The organism is Flavobacterium sp. JAS (assembly GCF_020991455.1).
GTDB lineage: Bacteria > Bacteroidota > Bacteroidia > Flavobacteriales > Flavobacteriaceae > Flavobacterium.
In genome coordinates this window covers 205,483-222,346 of record NZ_JAJMOX010000003.1, presented here as the reverse complement: position 1 = coordinate 222,346, position 16,864 = coordinate 205,483, and the positions used below count along the sequence as shown (strand labels likewise).

Annotated in this window: 17 protein-coding genes; 10 read left to right on the top strand and 7 right to left on the bottom strand. The window is 32.2% G+C overall.

Annotated features, from left to right (window positions below; all coding sequences use genetic code 11):
• Positions 1–16 precede the first annotated feature (16 nt).
• The 3 genes from LPB88_RS05015 to LPB88_RS05005 all read right to left on the bottom strand — a co-directional run bounded on the left by LPB88_RS05015 (position 17) and on the right by LPB88_RS05005 (position 2,467).
• Positions 17–709, bottom strand: a complete 693-nt coding sequence (locus tag LPB88_RS05015; RefSeq protein ID WP_230713090.1) for an aspartate/glutamate racemase family protein — start codon at positions 707–709, stop codon at positions 17–19.
• Between the two features lie 273 nt (positions 710–982).
• Positions 983–1,219, bottom strand: coding sequence for a hypothetical protein (locus LPB88_RS05010; RefSeq protein WP_230713088.1), 237 nt, complete (start codon positions 1,217–1,219; stop codon positions 983–985).
• 81 nt (positions 1,220–1,300) lie between these two features.
• On the bottom strand, positions 1,301–2,467 hold the full coding sequence (locus LPB88_RS05005; protein ID WP_230713086.1) for a class I SAM-dependent RNA methyltransferase: 1,167 nt from the start codon (positions 2,465–2,467) through the stop codon (positions 1,301–1,303).
• 134 nt (positions 2,468–2,601) lie between these two features.
• On the opposite strand from LPB88_RS05005, the gene LPB88_RS05000 reads away from it, so the two are divergent.
• Both LPB88_RS05000 and LPB88_RS04995 read left to right on the top strand, forming a co-directional pair.
• Positions 2,602–3,366: a bifunctional 2-polyprenyl-6-hydroxyphenol methylase/3-demethylubiquinol 3-O-methyltransferase UbiG gene (locus LPB88_RS05000; protein WP_230713084.1), complete on the top strand. Its 765-nt coding sequence runs from the start codon at positions 2,602–2,604 to the stop codon at positions 3,364–3,366.
• A gap of 89 nt (positions 3,367–3,455) precedes the next feature.
• Positions 3,456–4,124 (top strand): ZIP family metal transporter, encoded by a 669-nt coding sequence (locus LPB88_RS04995; RefSeq protein WP_230713082.1) that lies wholly within the window; start codon positions 3,456–3,458, stop codon positions 4,122–4,124.
• A gap of 285 nt (positions 4,125–4,409) precedes the next feature.
• On the opposite strand, the gene LPB88_RS04990 is transcribed toward LPB88_RS04995, so the two are convergent.
• Together LPB88_RS04990 and LPB88_RS04985 are read right to left on the bottom strand one after the other, a co-directional pair.
• Positions 4,410–6,797 (bottom strand): TonB-dependent receptor domain-containing protein, encoded by a 2,388-nt coding sequence (locus tag LPB88_RS04990; RefSeq protein WP_230713080.1) that lies wholly within the window; start codon positions 6,795–6,797, stop codon positions 4,410–4,412.
• 153 nt (positions 6,798–6,950) lie between these two features.
• Positions 6,951–8,093: an AraC family transcriptional regulator gene (locus tag LPB88_RS04985; RefSeq protein WP_230713078.1), complete on the bottom strand. Its 1,143-nt coding sequence runs from the start codon at positions 8,091–8,093 to the stop codon at positions 6,951–6,953.
• A gap of 104 nt (positions 8,094–8,197) precedes the next feature.
• Here LPB88_RS04985 and murQ point away from each other — a divergent pair, with 104 nt between their 5' ends.
• The 8 genes from murQ to LPB88_RS04945 all read left to right on the top strand — a co-directional run bounded on the left by murQ (position 8,198) and on the right by LPB88_RS04945 (position 14,466).
• On the top strand, positions 8,198–9,010 hold the full coding sequence (gene murQ / locus LPB88_RS04980) for an N-acetylmuramic acid 6-phosphate etherase (RefSeq protein ID WP_230713077.1): 813 nt from the start codon (positions 8,198–8,200) through the stop codon (positions 9,008–9,010).
• Positions 9,011–9,174: 164 nt separating this feature from the next.
• A complete protein-coding gene (locus LPB88_RS04975) occupies positions 9,175–9,396 on the top strand; it encodes a DUF6095 family protein (RefSeq protein ID WP_140504408.1) in 222 nt (73 codons plus the stop codon).
• 103 nt (positions 9,397–9,499) lie between these two features.
• Complete coding sequence (locus LPB88_RS04970; protein WP_230713075.1) at positions 9,500–10,072, top strand: pentapeptide repeat-containing protein; 573 nt, start codon at positions 9,500–9,502, stop codon at positions 10,070–10,072.
• Between the two features lie 101 nt (positions 10,073–10,173).
• Positions 10,174–10,749, top strand: coding sequence for a DUF1572 family protein (locus LPB88_RS04965; RefSeq protein ID WP_230713073.1), 576 nt, complete (start codon positions 10,174–10,176; stop codon positions 10,747–10,749).
• Between the two features lie 31 nt (positions 10,750–10,780).
• On the top strand, positions 10,781–11,245 hold the full coding sequence (locus LPB88_RS04960) for a hypothetical protein (RefSeq protein ID WP_230713071.1): 465 nt from the start codon (positions 10,781–10,783) through the stop codon (positions 11,243–11,245).
• A 153-nt stretch (positions 11,246–11,398) separates the two neighbouring features.
• A complete protein-coding gene (locus tag LPB88_RS04955; protein ID WP_230713069.1) occupies positions 11,399–11,770 on the top strand; it encodes a DNA topoisomerase IV in 372 nt (123 codons plus the stop codon).
• 147 nt (positions 11,771–11,917) lie between these two features.
• The gene (locus tag LPB88_RS04950; RefSeq protein ID WP_230713066.1) at positions 11,918–13,837 is read left to right on the top strand and encodes a DUF294 nucleotidyltransferase-like domain-containing protein; all 1,920 of its coding nucleotides are present in this window, start codon (positions 11,918–11,920) and stop codon (positions 13,835–13,837) included.
• Positions 13,838–13,839: 2 nt separating this feature from the next.
• Complete coding sequence (locus LPB88_RS04945) at positions 13,840–14,466, top strand: PolC-type DNA polymerase III (RefSeq protein WP_230713064.1); 627 nt, start codon at positions 13,840–13,842, stop codon at positions 14,464–14,466.
• Positions 14,467–14,473: 7 nt separating this feature from the next.
• On the opposite strand, the gene LPB88_RS04940 is transcribed toward LPB88_RS04945, so the two are convergent.
• Both LPB88_RS04940 and LPB88_RS04935 read right to left on the bottom strand, forming a co-directional pair.
• Positions 14,474–14,806 (bottom strand): carboxypeptidase-like regulatory domain-containing protein, encoded by a 333-nt coding sequence (locus tag LPB88_RS04940; RefSeq protein WP_230713062.1) that lies wholly within the window; start codon positions 14,804–14,806, stop codon positions 14,474–14,476.
• A gap of 182 nt (positions 14,807–14,988) precedes the next feature.
• Entirely contained in the window at positions 14,989–16,827 is a 1,839-nt protein-coding gene (locus LPB88_RS04935; protein ID WP_230713061.1) for a type VI secretion system baseplate subunit TssF, read from the bottom strand.
• Positions 16,828–16,864 lie beyond the last annotated feature (37 nt).

Below are 16,864 nucleotides of genomic sequence, written 5' to 3'. Positions count from 1 at the left end.
TTTTTATTTGTATATTTTAAGACAATTGGAATGCTATTGCAGCATTTGAATGTATTAAAGTGGTATCAAAAACAGGAACAGTAACATCTTCTGGTTTTATAACCAAAGGAAGTTCTGTACAACCCAGAATAACACCTTCGGCACCATTTTCTATTAGTTCATTTGTAATCCTCAAAATATGTTTTTTAGTTTCGTCAGTAACGATACCTTTTCCTAATTCCTCAAAAATTGTAGTATGTAGAAAATCTCTGTCCTCACTATTCTCCGGAATAATGGCTTCAATACCTCTAGCACTCAGTTTTTCTTTAAAGAAATCCAGTTCCATTGTAAACTTAGTTCCCAAAAGAGCCACTTTTTTAAGGTTTTGCTTTTCAATTTGAATAGCCGTTTCTGTAGCAATGTGAATAATAGGCAAATCAATAGCTTTTTCAAGTCTATCAGCAATTAAGTGCATGGTATTGGCACATAAAAGAATCGCTTCTGCTCCACCCGATTTTAAGAATTGACAAGCTTTAAAAAGCATTTCAAAAGTACGATCCCAATCATTGGCATCGTTGTTCTTTTTTATATCAGCATAATTGAAAGAATAAATCAAACATTCTGAGAAGTTAAGTCCTCCCATTTTCTCGTTCATCCCCTGATTTATAAGTTTGTAATAATCTGCTGTCGAAACCCAGCTAATCCCGCCTATAAGTCCAATTATCTTCATAAACAACTATTTTTAAACCGTTGGGTGCAATTAATAAAAGTTTTAAATCTATATTTCGCTTATTTGCCTAAATATTTTTTCACGCAGATTTTAAAAAGATTTAAGCAAATGCACGCAGATAATTATCTAAATTTTATCTGCTCAAATCTGCAGAATCTGCGTGAAATATTTTTTTTTATAATCCTTTAGTCTTTGGCTAATATAATACTCATTCTTGCAAAATAAAATCTATATATGTCTTAAAAGAAACGATACACAACTGAATAATTTATCTTATCCAATTTCTTTAATTCCTTTTATAAAAATCCATTTCATAAACAGTTTTTCTCCGTCTTTGGTTTTCACCGCCTGAAATTTAGGTGAAATCAAAGTTGCCGCAATAAAAGAAGTCATCGGGATCCAAAATCCTGTTAAATGGGTATAGGTTGCCACTAAATATCTTCCTAAAATAAATAGAATCGCAAAACATCCTAATTGATATAAAAAAGCTCTTACTTGTAGTTTAGTCATTATTTTTTCTTTTTAAGTTTCAGAGGTTCAAAGGGGCAAAGTTTTTCCCTCTGTGCCTTTTGAACCTCTGAGCCTTTGAACCTATTGTTCGTTAACTTGAAATTTCGTTCTCTTACTTCCTTCGTACATTTCGTATTTAACCAAACGTGCTTCTAAGCTTGCGTTAAAAAGTTTGATTTTACGAGAAGGTTTTAAACCTACAAACTTCAATGCTTCAAGATTTGCAGTAATAAACCAGGCATTTGTTCCTGGGTAACTTTTCTTTAAAGTATCTCCGATATTTTTGTAGAATTCTTCCATGTGAATATCCAAACGCTCATCATAAGGCGGATTAAAAACCATGTGTAACTTTCCTTCAACTGCTTTTTCAGAATCAAAAAAGTTATTTTCTTCAACTGTAACGTAGTCGTCTAAATTCGCATTTTTGATGTTGTCTTTGGCTTTGTTTACAGCACTTGGAGCTTTATCAAAACCTTTTATAGTATAATGGAATTCTTTTGTTTTTTTCATCAGACTGTTTACAATCTCATCGAATAAATCATTATCCCAATCTTTCCATTTTTCAAAAGCAAATTCTTTTCTGTTGATATTTGCCGGAATGTTGCAGGCAATCATAGCAGCTTCTGCAAGGAAAGTTCCAGAACCACACATTGGATCTAAAAAGTGACTTTGGCCTTCCCAACCCGATAATAATAAGATTCCCGCTGCCAAAACTTCGTTGATTGGTGCAATATTTGTCGCGGTTCTATAACCACGTTGGTGCAGTGAATTTCCTGAAGTATCCAATGCAACCGAAACCTGATCTTTGTCAATATGAATATTGATTCTCAAATCCGGAAATGCTTTATCGATACTAGGCCTTTGCCCCGTTCTTTCTCTAAACTGATCTACAATTGCATCTTTACATTTTTGAGAAACAAACTCTGAGTGATTAAAATAAGTCGAATGTACTGTCGCATCAATTACAAACGTTTGATTTGCATTTAATAATTTAGACCAGTTTACACCCGAAATTCCTTTATATAGTGCTTGTTCATTATTTGCTCTAAACGAGTAAATAGGTTTTAAGACTTTAAGTGCTGTACGCAACGATAAATTGGCTTTGTACATAAAACCTTTATCGCCCTTAAAGCTTACCATTCTCACTCCTTTTTCAACATCCTGAGCGCCAAGAGCACGTAATTCGTTCTCTAATATTTCTTCAAAACCAAAAAAACATTTGGCAATCATTCTAAAATTTTCTTCCATCTTTATTTTTGTATTAAAAAACAACTCCGATCGTGATACACAACTAATGATTATACAGCTATATCGCGAAATAGTTATTTTTCGGCAAAAATACACTAAATTTGCGGTACTTTGAATTAATTGAAATAGAATAAATGTCTGAAGCACCAAACTCATCAACACCAAATCAGGATCGTAACACTCAAAACTGGTTCACATCATGGTTTGATACTCCGTATTATCACATTCTTTATAAAGACCGAAATTACAGAGAGGCGCAGATTTTTATGGATAATCTTACACATTATTTAAACCTGCCTGAAAAAGCTAAAGTACTTGATTTAGCTTGCGGAAAAGGACGTCATTCTATTTACCTAAACCAATTAGGATTTAACGTTTTAGGCGCAGATTTATCTGAAAACAGCATTGCCGAAGCCAGCAAAAACAGCAACGAAACCCTGCATTTTAAAGTGCACGATATGCGTGAGCCGTTTGAAGAAAAATTTGACGCTATTTTCAATTTATTTACCAGTTTTGGTTATTTTGAAAATGACGATGATAATTTGACGACTCTAAAAGCAATAAAAGAAAGCTTGTCTGAATATGGTTTTGCCGTAATTGATTTTATGAATGTAAATCAGGTAATCGAAACTTTGGTTCCTGAAGAAGTAAAAACCGTTGAAGGAATCGATTTTAAAATCAAAAGATACGTTGAGGACGGACATATTTTTAAGGAAATAGACTTTGAAGATCAGGGCCAAAAGTATCATTTTACTGAAAAAGTAAAAGCATTAACTTTGAAAGATTTTGAAGAATTAATGGCCGAAGCCGGTATTTTTCTGTTAGATATTTTTGGAGACTATAAACTCAAAAAATTCCATAAAACCGAAAGCGAACGATTAATCATGATTTTTAAATAATTGGTAAATCGTTAAATTGTTTAACCGGCTAATCGATTAAACAAATCAACAGTTAAACGATTAAACCAAAAAAACCGATTAAACAAAATATGAACTATCTTTTACCTTTATTTTCTGTACTATTAGGATATATTGTGGCTTTGTTTTTAAAACCTCAAAACAAAACCAACCTAAAATTGCTATTAGCATTTAGCGGTTCATTTTTACTATCGTTAACCGTAATGCATTTATTGCCGGAGGTTTACGAATCACACAATCATAATATTGGTTTATTTATTATGGTCGGAATTTTATTTCAGATCATCCTGGAGTTCTTCTCAAAAGGGGCAGAACATGGTCACGTTCACGGACATGCACAAATGTCTCAGATTCCGTGGTTATTATTCATAAGTTTGTGTATTCACGCCTTTTTAGAAGGTTTTCCTGTAAGTCTTCATCATGATTTAGCCGTCGGGATTGCCATTCATCATTTGCCAATTGCAGTCATTCTGACTACCTTTTTCATCAACGCAAATCTGGACAAAAAAGCTATTTTTATATTCATGCTTACCTTTGCAATTATGACACCGCTTGGCACAATTGCATCTGAATACTTATCCTTTTTAAACGATTATTATACCGAAATAACTGCTGTTGTAATCGGAATTCTTTTCCATATTTCGTCGACAATTATTTTTGAAAGCAGTGAAGGACATAAATTCAATATCGCCAAAGTTTCGATGATTGTTTTGGGAATTTTACTGGCATTTTTTATATAAGTTGGGCGTGACATTAAGTTAAGCTTTTAGAAAATAGAATTAATCTCCAAAGAGGTAAAATCGCAAAGCTTAAACATAATCTTGTCAGAAATGACAAAATCTTTGCGATTTTGCTCCCGATGGCTATCGGGATTGCGAGAGATTTATTTGCCATGGCATTATAGATTTTCTCTTAACTTAACGACATTGGCTCCTATCCCTCACGCAAATAAAACCAAAATAACATCTCGTAATTTCATTTTCATAATTCCAATTATCTAATTTTCTAATTGACTAATTATCTAATTAGTTCCCCGTTCTCTTTTTCTCCTCCTGATTTCCAAAAGCTCTTTCTTCTACTTTTATCTTTTTATTTCCAAAATTATAAACCACAGATAAACGAACGAATCTATTACTTTCCGTTTGACTGTAAACCTGTTTTACGCCATTTACAACCGAAGTAAAATCTTTTAAATAAGACGTATTAAAAATATCATTCGCCAAAAACGCAATCTGCATGGTTTTGTTAAACAAATCCTGTTTGAAACCGATATCAAAACTCGAAGCATATCCTAATTCATACAAACCGCTTTTAAAAGGCGTAGTATATGAAAAATCGATTTGTAATTTTGTTGTTTTACCTAATACAAAAGTATTATTTGTCGAAAAATCAATCTGTAAACTGTTTGATGGATTCGCATTGATGTCTTTAATAAATTCCGTTTTTGCACCTAAAAAGTATAATGAATTTTCACTTTGCCACCAATCTGCAAAAGTTGCCGAATAACTTTCTCCAACTCCATAACTCAAATTTTTAAAATAATTCTCACGTGTTACAATTTGTGTATTCGTTTCTGGGTTTGCACTAAATAAAACGCCATAACCATTTGTAACAGAATTGACAAAAACACTAGTTCTTAGAATTTCTTTATAAGAATGCGCAAACTCAAAATTATCACTAAAAGAAGGTTTCAAAAACGGATTCCCTTCTGAATAACTATTACTGCTAATGTAAATACGAAACGGATTCAATAAGTCAAAACGAGGTCTATTGATTCTTTTCCCATAATTTAAAGTGAAACTATTGTTTTCATTTTTCTTGTAAGAAGCATAAACCGTTGGAAACAATTTCAAATAATTGTTTTCTGTAGTTTGATTCATAGTTTCAGAAAACCCATTTGTTCTAGTATTTTCCAATCGTAATCCCATTTGAAAGTTCCATTTTTCATTTAGTTTTTTATCAGCATTCACATAAATCGCCTGATTATTTTCAGTGTATTTAAATCGGTTTGACTGATTCGGATCCAATTCTGGAGTTCCTGAAATTGTATTGTAATAAAGTACATCGCTAATACTATTTGTAAAACTCATTTTTGCACCGTAAGACAAATTGATCGCTTGAAGCGGATGTTCCATATCGGCCTTAAAACTCCAGTTGTCAATATCCTGATTCGAAATATTTCTTCCCGCCTGATTCACATCTGTAAATATCATGTCTGGCGTATAATTATTAGCAATAAAACTTCTGTCGAATTTAGAATCGTAATTAAAATAATCCACATCAAAAGATAATTTTCGCTTTAAGTCATCTAGATTGGTAATCAAATGCGCATTATAAGTTTGATTGCCAGATCCTCTGTCTGTATTACTTTTATTCAGGGTAATATTGTCCAATTGATTTTGAGCATTATAATTATTAATCGAAATATCCGATTTGAAATCTGGATTATTTCTGTCATTCATAAATTGAAAACCAACTGTCGTACGTTCAGAGAAATCATAATCCAAAGCTATTTTTCCCGAAAGGTTTTCGGTTTTTACTTTTGTTATGCTACTCATATGTGAAAGTCCATCAGGAAAATACATTTTTAAATCATCTGTAGCATTCAAATAACCTGTTTTTGCATTAACGCTGGCAGAAAAACGAAACTTCTTTTTATTGTAAAAGAAATTATCTCTCAAAGTAAAAATTCCATATTTATTCTGATCATAAGAAGCTGTGGTTGTGTTTTTCCACGAATCACGGACTCCTTTTTTCATGATAATATTAATCAGTCCGCCAGTTCCTTCCGCTTCATATTTCGCCGGCGGATTGCTAATAATTTCAATATTTTTAATATCACTTGCTGATATTGATTTCAAAAAGTTATTCAATTCTTCGCCAGCCAATTCAATCATTCTTCCGTCAATCATAACGCGAGAAGTTCCTTTTCCTAAAATAGTAATGGTGTTATTTTTAACTACAACTCCGGGCGCCGTATTAATCGCGCTTAAAGCATCACCTCCAACATTTGCAACATTATTCTCAAGATTGTACACCAAACGATCTGTCTTCTGTTCGATCGTTTTCTTTTTAGATTGAACAACAACTTCAACTAAATTGGTTGTATTTTCTTTTAAGATAATAGTTCCTAAATCAGTATCCTTTTCTATTGAAATCTCTTTTTCGTATTCTTCAAATCCCAAAAGACTAACGCCAATTTTATAAAAATCTTTTTTTAGATTGATTTCAAAAGTTCCATCTTGTTTCGTTGTTGTTCCGTCAATAATTTTCCCTTCTGAATTTAATATTGAAATATCTGCCCATTCTAAAGATGTTGTTTCGCTCGCTATTTTTCCTTTTAATTTAAATGATGCTTGTGCTAAGCAAAAGAATGGCAGTAATAAAAAGATAAGGAGGTTTGATGTTTTCATAATTTCTAATTTTAACTTGTTCAATTAATTTGAAGCAAAGTTGCCTTAGAAATTTTCGAGATTCGACCGACAAAAAAAAGTCGAACCATTTTCTACTAAAGAAATTGGTTCGACTTTATAAGGCACGAAGTACGACTTTTTACAAAACCCTTATTATGAATCGTTTCGGTAAGCAGTAGGCGTTAAATTGGTATATTTTTTAAAAGAAGTATTAAACGAAGATTTGGAGTTAAAACCAACTTCATATAAAATTTCTAAAACCGTAAGCTGACTTTTAGACTCATCTTTCAAAATGTTCATGGCTTTTTGGATGCGATATTCATTCACAAAATCAAAAAAGTGCTGATCCATTTTATGATTAATCAAAACAGACAAATCTCGAACCGGAATATCAATTTGATTGGCCAATTCCTGAATCGTAAGCGACGGATCAAGAAAAGGTTCTTTCTCAAGCATATATTGTTTCAAAGTCGAAATTTGGTTTGTAATCAAATCATTCTGAACATTTGATGGAACAGATTTATCTTTAACTTCCGGCAGAATATCTTTTGTGAGTTTCAATTTAGAATTAACTCCTCTAAAAAGTTCGGGATGATTCAATGCTTTCATTATAAACCAGCAGGTTATAAACAAAGCGATACTTCCTACAAGTACATTTGCCCAAAGAAATACCTCTCTGAAACCGCTATAGCGCAATAAATTTTTTAATGCCACAATTGAATGTGCGATAAGAAAAACACAAGTTATCTGAAAAAGCCATTTATAAGTTGCCGTACTGGGATTTGCGTAATTTTCTAAATAGATTTCTCTATACTTTTTCAGAATTAAAAATACACTGACAATGTAAAACGCATATTGAAATTCAATTAAAATCTGGACAAAATAAATCTCAGGCAATTGATTAAACGTTGAAAGAAAAGTATCTTTATCTGTGTCAAAGTTTAAATAAATTCTAGGAATGAAAACTAAATTGACAACTATAAAGGGTAGTAAATGAATTAAATGTTTCCATTGTAATCTAAAATCAGAATAACAAACTGCCAACACAAAAAAGTAAAACAAAGGCATTTCAAATAAACATGTAGTCGACCTAAAAATCTCCCAATTTAGTTCGGTTCGCGTTGCAGCATCAATAAAAAGTCCACTTAGATCGACAGCAGAAAAAATAAAAAACCAGGCAAATAATCTGTTTGCCAATTTATTTTCAGTTTTAACTGTTAATAAAAAAAAGGCCAGCAGTAAAGAAACAAAAACAGAGATCTTACCAATCCCTTGCAACAAGCTTAATTTATCCATTTATCTTTTAATATGTAACAAATATAATATTTTAGTTCTTTTAAAAAGGTTCGAAAAATTGCGATAAAAAAGATTAATTTTGGCATGAGTAATTATACGAAAAAATGACCTTTACAAAAACCACAGAACAAGCTTCAAAATACGAACATTTAGAAAAAATGTCTGTTCATGAATTGCTTATGAATATCAATCAGGAAGACAAAACGGTGCCCGATGCTGTCGAAAAAGCAATTCCGCAAATTGAAACTTTAGTCGCTCAGGTAGCTGAAAAATTAAAATTAGGCGGGCGATTATTTTACATCGGAGCCGGAACATCCGGGCGTTTAGGCGTTGTCGATGCTTCTGAATGTCCTCCTACTTTTGGTGTTCCTTTTGATTTGGTAAACGGAATTATTGCGGGCGGAGACACTGCAATTCGTCGCGCTGTAGAAAATGCAGAAGACAATGCAACACAAGCCTGGATTGACTTACAAGCTAATAATATTGGCGAGCATGATGTTGTAATTGGTATTGCAGCTTCTGGAACTACACCTTATGTTATTGGTGGTTTAGAAACCTGCAATCAAAATAATATCGTTACCGGATGTATTACCAATAATGCAGGAAGTCCTTTGGCTCTGACAGCTCAATTTCCGGTTGAAGTAGTTGTAGGTCCTGAATTCATTACCGGAAGCTCGAGAATGAAAGCAGGAACAGCTCAGAAATTAGTATTGAATATGATTTCGACTGCAGCCATGATTCAGCTTGGAAAAGTAAAAGGTAATAAAATGGTCGATATGCAGTTGAGTAATATCAAACTGGTTGATCGTGGAGTAAAAATGATTATGGGAGAAATTCCAGTTTCATACGAAGAAGCTTCAGAATTATTAAAAAAATATGGCAGCGTGAGAAATGCTGTTGACAATTATTTAAAGTAAAAAGTTTATTGTGAAAGGTTAAATGTTGTTTAACCGCAAAGTTCGTGAAGGTTTTTCGCAAAGGCATCTTTGTCAAAGTTTAAAACTTTGACAAAGATTATACGAACTTGAAACCTGAAACTTGAAACTTGAAACATTTCAAAACTTGAAACTAAAAACAAAAAATGGCAACAAATAAAGAATTATTAGGAAAAGGAATTAAATACTTAACAGGTTCGTTGCCTTTATTATTTATTGGGCCTTCGTTGATTTATAATGCTTTTATGAATCAGCATACAAATTGGCATTATTTAGTTTTAGGAATCGGGATTGTGGCTTGTTTGAGTGCTATGTTTTTAATTTTTTATGGATTGAAAATCATTATGAAAGGTTTGTTTAATGACTAATTTAGTCGCTTAAGCAAACCCGACAGGTTTTTAAAACCTACTGGGTTTAAAAATAAAATAATTCAAGTCTTCTAGTCCAATTCTATATCCAATATCTTTTTACATGGAAAGTCTAATTCACATTCAGAAAACCTTCGAGAAAGTCGCTTACATTGACAAAAAAATAAACAATCGGGAGTTTGAAGATTGTGTTTTTAAAAACTGTGATTTCTCTAATAGTAATTTTGGTTACATTACTTTTTTAGACTGCGAGTTTATTGATTGCAATTTATCGATGACAAGCTTATTTAGTACAAGCTTGAAGAATGTTACTTTTAAAAATTGTAAACTTCTCGGAATTGCTTTTAATGAATGTGACGATTTCCTATTTCAGGTTTATTTTGAAGAAAGCACTTTGGATTATGCAATTTTTTCGAATAAAAAAATGCCTAAAACCAAGTTCATCAATTGTTCTGTAAGAGAAGTAACTTTTATAGGAACGAACTTAACAAGTTCGGTTTTTGATAATTGTAATCTGGAAGGAGCAATTTTTAACGATACACAATTGGCAGCAGTTAATTTTAAAACCGCTTACAATTATAAAATTGATCCTGAATTTAATCCGATGAGAAAGGCACAATTTTCAAATGATGGAATTGTTGGGCTTTTGGATAAATATGACATTAAGATTGTATAAAAAAATATGCCACTAATTTCACCAATTTTTCCGAATTAAAATTTTAATCGTCTTGTATTAAATCAGTAAATTGGTGAAATTCGTGGCAAAAAAATATAATTATGGAAGCAACTGAATCTTATTTAGAAAGCGTTAAAAAACAATTTTTATACTATAAAATGCTGGGGGAAAAAGCAATGGATCAATTAGAACCAGATCAGCTTTTTGTTTCTGTAAATGAAGATACTAATAGTATTGCTGCTATAATCAAACATGTCTCTGGTAATATGCTTTCGCGCTGGACTGATTTTTTAACTTCGGATGGTGAAAAAGAATGGCGTAATCGTGATGCCGAATTTGAAAATGATCTACAATCTAAAGAGGAAGTTTTAGAAGCCTGGAATAAAGGCTGGGATTGTTTTCTGGATGCTTTGAATAATTTAAAAGCGGATCAACTTTCTGATATTATTTATATTCGTAACGAAGGTCATACGGTTATTGAAGCCATAAACAGACAATTGGCGCATTATCCATATCATATTGGTCAGATTGTTTTTTATGCCAAACAACTAAAGAATAGCAGTTGGAATAGTTTGTCGATTCCGAGGAATAAATCAGGAAATTATAATGCTGAAAAGTTTGCCAAGGAAAAAGAAATCAAGAACTTTACCGATGACGAATTGAAAAGGTTGAAATAACAATTGTTATATTTATTTCGGAATTATAAATATGAAAGACAACAAAAACGAAACACATCATTTCTTGCCTAGTGGAGAATGGGAAGGATTTTATTGTTATTCTAATTCGCCTCACCAACATAAAATGTCTATCGAATTGAATTTTGCAAATTCTATTATTTCCGGTTCAGGAATTGATGATGTAGCCTCGTTTCGATGGAATGGTTCTTATAATTTAGAGTATTTTAAAATTAAAATGGTCAAAAAATATTCGACACATATCATTAATTATAGTGGCGATATTGACGAAAATGGTATTTGGGGGCTTTGGGATAATCCTGAAGATTTGAGTTTTTTTGCCAATATTTCGCCAAACGTTCTTCGACAAGCGCAAGCTATGGCAAAAGGAGGTTTTCATATTTGGCCGAAAGCAGTAAACAGCGAATCTAAAGAGGAAGTCAGAGAAGAAGTAAAAGAATCTAAAAAATTAAAAGAGTTCTATATTCAGAAAATTTAGATCTTATAATATATATATAATACAATTGGTACTTGAGTAGCCGTTAACTTTCTAGCCCTGATGGGAGGGAAAATCCTTTTGTGCCGGGGTTCGGCACAAAAGATTGGAAGGAACAGCAAGAAATAGCTCCAAAAAAATAACTTAAATTTAAAAATGAAAAAAATTATATTCCTTTTGCCGTTACTAACATTATTATCTTGTTATGATGCAGAACACAATTGCAAAGATTTTAAAAACGGAAAATTCAAATTTGAGTTTGATGTAAATGGTGTTAAAAAAACAACCATTTTTGAACGTAAAGATGGTATTGAAATCGAAACTTTTGAAGGTAAAACAGATACCTCGACAGTGCGCTGGGTAAGCGATTGCGAATATATTTTGCAAAAGAAACACCCAAAAAATATGGCGGAAGAAAAAGCAATCAGTATGAAGATTTTAACGACTTCTAAAGATTCGTATACTTTTGAATTTGGAATGGTGGGTTCTGATCAAAAACAACGCGGAAAGGTTTTTAAAATCGAGTAGATAAACTATAAATTCTGCTAAAAAGGCACGAAGACGCGAAGAATAAAATCTTAGTGTCTTCGTGCCTTTTTGCTAAAATAAAAAAACTTAATGGTGTTTCTTTTACATTTCTGTTTTATGTCTTACATTAGAACCTAAATCTTACGCATGAAAAATACCATTTCGCATAGAGTCGCTGACTTTTTAAAGGACTTTCCTCCTTTTAGTTTTTTACATCAAAAAGACTTGGAAAAACTGTCTGAACAAATTTCGATTGTTTACAAAGATAAAGATGCCGTGATATTTGCCGAAAATGATAAGACACATGATTCTTTTTATGTGGTTCATAAAGGTGCTGTGGCGCTCAAAAAAAATCAGAAAAATAATGTTCTTGACATGTGCGATGAAGGTGATATTTTTGGATTACGTCCACTTTTGGCACAGGAAAACTATATTATGGAAGCTGTCGCTTATGAAGAAACCATTTTATATGCGATTCCAATTGCGGTTTTTAGACCTTATGCTCTGGAAAACAGAACCGTTGGTAATTTCCTGATCGAAAGTTATGCTTCGAATACCCGAAATCCATATTCTGATATTCATAAAGATAAGTTATACGGAGACGATATTGTTCATGATCAATTGCATTCTAATAAAGATTCGTTTGATTTACAGCCTATAAAATATTCCAAAAAAATTGTCACTTGCAGTCCGTCTACAACAGCCAGAGATATTGCAAAAATCATGAATAAGAAAAAGGTTGGCGCCATTTTAATTGTTGACGAAATGCTGCCAATTGGTATTATTACGGACAAAGATTTACGCAATAAAATTGTAACAGGCGATTTTTCGATCATGACTACGGCGGAAACCATAATGACGAAACCTGTTATTACCTATCCTAAGAAAATGACGGTTACTGAAGCGCAAATGGCAATGATGAAGAGTAATATTAGTCATTTGTGTCTTACTAAAGACGGAACTACTAATACCAAAGCTGTTGGGATTTTATCTAAACACGATGTTATGGTGGCTCTAGGAAATAATCCTGCCGTTTTAATAAAAGCCTTAAAAAGAGCTAAAAAACCAAAAGAAATTAAACCTATTCGTGCCAGAATAATGCAATTGCTTCAGGGATATTTAGATCAAAACATTCCGATGACATTGATTTCTAAAATCATAACTGAGTTGAATGAAGCTTGTACAACCCGTGTTATTGAAATGTGTATTGAAAAAATGAGCAGTCCGCCACCTGTGAAATTTGCCTGGTTAGCATTGGGTAGTCAAGGCCGAAGTGAGCAAATGCTGCACACAGATCAGGATAATGCGATTGTTTATGAAAATGTTTCTGAAGTTTTTAGAGAGGAAACAAAAGTCTATTTTTTAAAATTTGCTTCATTAGTAAATAAAGGTTTATTTGATATTGGCTATGATTATTGTCCTGCCGAAATGATGGCTTCAAACCCTAAATGGTGTATGAGTCTTGATGAATGGAAAGACAAAGTCCATCACTGGATCACGAATCCGGGAAAAAATGAAGTTTTATTGTCTTTCATTTTTTTCGACTATAGCCTAACTTATGGTGACGCCGAAGTCACGAATGACCTTTCTGATTTTATTTTCGAAAATATAAAAGCAAACCCAATTTTTTATGTTCATTTGGTGAGTGGTGCTTTGCAAAGCCCTTCTCCTACTGGGTTTTTCAGACAATTTCTGGTAGAGCAAGATGGAGCAAACAAAGACAATTTTGATATAAAAAGAAGAGCTTTAATGCCGCTTACAGATGCTGCACGTGTTTTGATTTTATCGCATTCTGTAAAAGGAATCAGTAATACTGCTGAACGTTTTGAAAAATTAGCCGAGTTAGAACCCAATAACAGCGAGTTGTATTTATCATGCTCCTATTCGTTTAAAGCTTTATTAAAATTTAGAACTAAACAAGGGCTTTTACACAACGATTCAGGGCAATTTATTGCATTGGAATCTTTGTCTAAAATGGAAAAGATTAAGCTAAAAAGGACTTTCAAAACCATAAAAGAACTTCAGGAATTAATTAGCGTAAGATTTAATGTTTCAAACGTCGTATAAATATGGCTTTATTTAATTTTTGGAAAAAAGAAGAAAATCTATTTGATGAAAATATCTGCATTGAGGAAACAAGATTTGTAGTTTTAGATACTGAAACTACCGGTTTTAATTATGATAATGACCGGATATTATGTATTGGCGCGCTCATTTTGCAAAACAATATCATATCTATTCAGGATAGTTTTGAGGTATATATTGAACAGGATCATTACGATAAAGCAACAGCTCAGATTCATGGTATTTTGAAAGCTTTTGTAATTCAGCGACCTTCTGAGTTAGAAGCTTTACAGCAATTCTTAGCCTTTCTGGGAGATTCAATAATTATTGCACATCACACTACTTTTGATGTCACAATGATAAATAAAGCTTTGGAGCGAAATGGTTTACCAGAATTGACCAACAAATGTTTAGACACTGCTATTCTATACAAAAAGACCTTAATCAAATCGCATTTGTTTGAACGAAAGGATCATTATACTTTAGACGATCTTGCTGATAAATTTGACATTTCTAAGAAAGACCGACATACTGCTTTGGGCGATGCTTATATTACGGCAATCGCCTTTTTGAAGATTGTAAGTAAATTGAGAGAGAAAAAAGAGATTAGTCTGAATTCGTTATTCAAGTAACAAACGTTTAATTAGTTGCAAAATCACTTTCTTTGGCATATAAATACAGTCTATTATATTTCAAACTCTTTTGTGAATATTTACCCAGATAATCAGGTTTACGATTTATCTTTTTTGTAACATAATCTTCTTTTTTTAAGATCACTTTATACGCCGAATTTGATTTTACTTCAATACAAAAATATCCCGTACTGTCTGTTTGGGTCTTATAACCATTTATATCTATAGAAACATTTTCAATAGGTTTTTCTGTATCATAGTCGTATACATGACCATTAAATTTATTATTGTCGATACAACTGGAAAATAGTAATACTATAAAAATCAATATTCTCTTCATACCAGTTATTTCATTTATAAACCTTATTATTGAATTTTCATCTAAAAAGCAAATTTAGCCTTGAGGTCTTCAATAAGAAGTCTACTATAAATTATAAAAGTATAACTATAGGATTTTTAACAATTGAGAAAAGCTTTTTAAATAAAAAACCTGACTTATGTAAGTCAGGTTTTGTTTCATTTCTAGTTTTCAATAAACAGGCGATACGGAAATACGTTTGACGATCTATTTTTAAGATTTTTCATAAAACTTTCACACAAGTAATCCCATTCTGTAACCGATAAATAATCTTTTTCAGCAGAGTTTACTTTTAAATGAATATCAACTGTACGGCTAAATCCTGCTTTCACAGAAATTTCTTTTCTTGTTCCTTTTTCTATTTTGACATCTGTAATACAGCTTTTAAAATGATTAAAACTAAATGCTTTTATATCTGCAAAAGTTACAATTCGGCCACGCGTTAATAAAGCATTACGATAGGCTAAAATACGATCTTTATTATTTTGCTTATTTGTTCCGCCAACTGTGTTTGTAACTAAGATTGCTTCTTTGCTTACAAATGAAAAATCATCTTTAGATTCTAAAACTGTTCCTGCTTTAATATCGTTTCCTTCTTCTGCACAGGTAGACCAATAATTTATTGCAAATGTTTTACCTATAGATTCATCAATTTTAGGCTTGATCATTAAATAAGGGTCATTGTTTTTAGAGAAACTGCTTTCTTTTGCCTGCTGTTCAACTGATGCCAATAATTGATTAATTTCAACCAGCGAACTGCTCATAAAATCTTTACCTAAACCCGCAAAAGAAGAACTTTCATCTTTTAATAAATCCAATACGTTCTGAAGCAATTCTGAAGCACTTCTAGAATCAAATCTTGAAACTCCTCCTGTTCTTAAAACTGCATTTCCTTCTTCTATAACGCCATCTTTAAACTCTTTTATTTCATAGCGATTATTGAATCCGTCAATAACAGAATCAACATCTAAATAAATATTATTGTCTGTTTCCAGCGCTACATACGATAAGAAATTTCCAATTGTTTTATTTATAATATGTTTTTTCTTATTGATTACAGGAAAACAGTTAGCCGTAAAAGATACATTGTCAATAATTTGAGGAATCAATGATTCCGGAAAAACTAATTTTATCCAGATAACATCTTTTCCTTTATCATTTGTTATTTCCTCAAAATTTTTATACTCAGCACTATATTCCTTTATTGCTTTGTGCTTTAATACTCCTTTTAAAGTGTAAAAATTATCAAAATAAAACTCATTGACTTCCTGCATTACCTCACTAAGATGTGTATAATTGCGGTTGATTATATTTTCGATGTCAAGATTGTTTATTGGAACATTGTACCCTTCTTCGACTTTAATCTCCACGTCATCATGAAAGCATTTTACTTGTTTTAAGTAATAATGAAACATTTCTTTTTGGTGGGTGTTTTTAATGTCGATGTACAACATTAAATCTTCCAGCTCCAATACATTCTGGCCATTTAATTCAATACCCAAAAAGACTACACCCGAAGGCAAAGAATGTTTGTAACCTCTAACGGCATCTTTATAAAAGAGATTAGAAATTTCGTATAGATTTCTTTCATAGGCTACATACTTCACCTCACATGACGATAATTTTACTTCTAATGTAGGCGAAAGTGCAATTTCTTTAGTGATGGGCGCCAGTGGATTATAAATATTATGAATCCTTCTGCTTACCGTCATTTGGTTATGCAAAGAGACTTTTATGTTATTCTCTAAAGGCAAAGCATGCATGATTGCTCTTGCTGGTTTGGCTCCGGCTGCAACTTCCGGAAACATGATTTCTAAAACTCTTTCAACTACTCTTGTTTTAGAATCTTCAAGTTCATGTGCTACTTTTTCTAATTCATAAGATAAAGCATTTAACATCATTGATACAACAGGATCAAAAGAGGTTTCCATCTCAACATCTGAAAAGCCCCACGATCTAGCCGCTCTTTTTAATACTCTGTCTTTTATTCTTTCTTGTCTCATTTTTGCTTTATTTTGGAAATGGGAAACTTAGTTTTAA

What these genes read in the sequence shown, in the direction of transcription:
- LPB88_RS05015 (WP_230713090.1), bottom strand. Translation starts at nt 709, where the DNA reads ATGAAGATAATTGGACTTATAGGCGGGATTAGCTGGGTTTCGACAGCA.
- LPB88_RS05010 (WP_230713088.1), bottom strand. Translation starts at nt 1,219, where the DNA reads ATGACTAAACTACAAGTAAGAGCTTTTTTATATCAATTAGGATGTTTT.
- LPB88_RS05005 (WP_230713086.1), bottom strand. Translation starts at nt 2,467, where the DNA reads ATGGAAGAAAATTTTAGAATGATTGCCAAATGTTTTTTTGGTTTTGAA.
- LPB88_RS05000 (WP_230713084.1), top strand. Translation starts at nt 2,602, where the DNA reads ATGTCTGAAGCACCAAACTCATCAACACCAAATCAGGATCGTAACACT.
- LPB88_RS04995 (WP_230713082.1), top strand. Translation starts at nt 3,456, where the DNA reads ATGAACTATCTTTTACCTTTATTTTCTGTACTATTAGGATATATTGTG.
- LPB88_RS04990 (WP_230713080.1), bottom strand. Translation starts at nt 6,797, where the DNA reads ATGAAAACATCAAACCTCCTTATCTTTTTATTACTGCCATTCTTTTGC.
- LPB88_RS04985 (WP_230713078.1), bottom strand. Translation starts at nt 8,093, where the DNA reads ATGGATAAATTAAGCTTGTTGCAAGGGATTGGTAAGATCTCTGTTTTT.
- murQ (WP_230713077.1), top strand. Translation starts at nt 8,198, where the DNA reads ATGACCTTTACAAAAACCACAGAACAAGCTTCAAAATACGAACATTTA.
- LPB88_RS04975 (WP_140504408.1), top strand. Translation starts at nt 9,175, where the DNA reads ATGGCAACAAATAAAGAATTATTAGGAAAAGGAATTAAATACTTAACA.
- LPB88_RS04970 (WP_230713075.1), top strand. Translation starts at nt 9,500, where the DNA reads ATGGAAAGTCTAATTCACATTCAGAAAACCTTCGAGAAAGTCGCTTAC.
- LPB88_RS04965 (WP_230713073.1), top strand. Translation starts at nt 10,174, where the DNA reads ATGGAAGCAACTGAATCTTATTTAGAAAGCGTTAAAAAACAATTTTTA.
- LPB88_RS04960 (WP_230713071.1), top strand. Translation starts at nt 10,781, where the DNA reads ATGAAAGACAACAAAAACGAAACACATCATTTCTTGCCTAGTGGAGAA.
- LPB88_RS04955 (WP_230713069.1), top strand. Translation starts at nt 11,399, where the DNA reads ATGAAAAAAATTATATTCCTTTTGCCGTTACTAACATTATTATCTTGT.
- LPB88_RS04950 (WP_230713066.1), top strand. Translation starts at nt 11,918, where the DNA reads ATGAAAAATACCATTTCGCATAGAGTCGCTGACTTTTTAAAGGACTTT.
- LPB88_RS04945 (WP_230713064.1), top strand. Translation starts at nt 13,840, where the DNA reads ATGGCTTTATTTAATTTTTGGAAAAAAGAAGAAAATCTATTTGATGAA.
- LPB88_RS04940 (WP_230713062.1), bottom strand. Translation starts at nt 14,806, where the DNA reads ATGAAGAGAATATTGATTTTTATAGTATTACTATTTTCCAGTTGTATC.
- LPB88_RS04935 (WP_230713061.1), bottom strand. Translation starts at nt 16,827, where the DNA reads ATGAGACAAGAAAGAATAAAAGACAGAGTATTAAAAAGAGCGGCTAGA.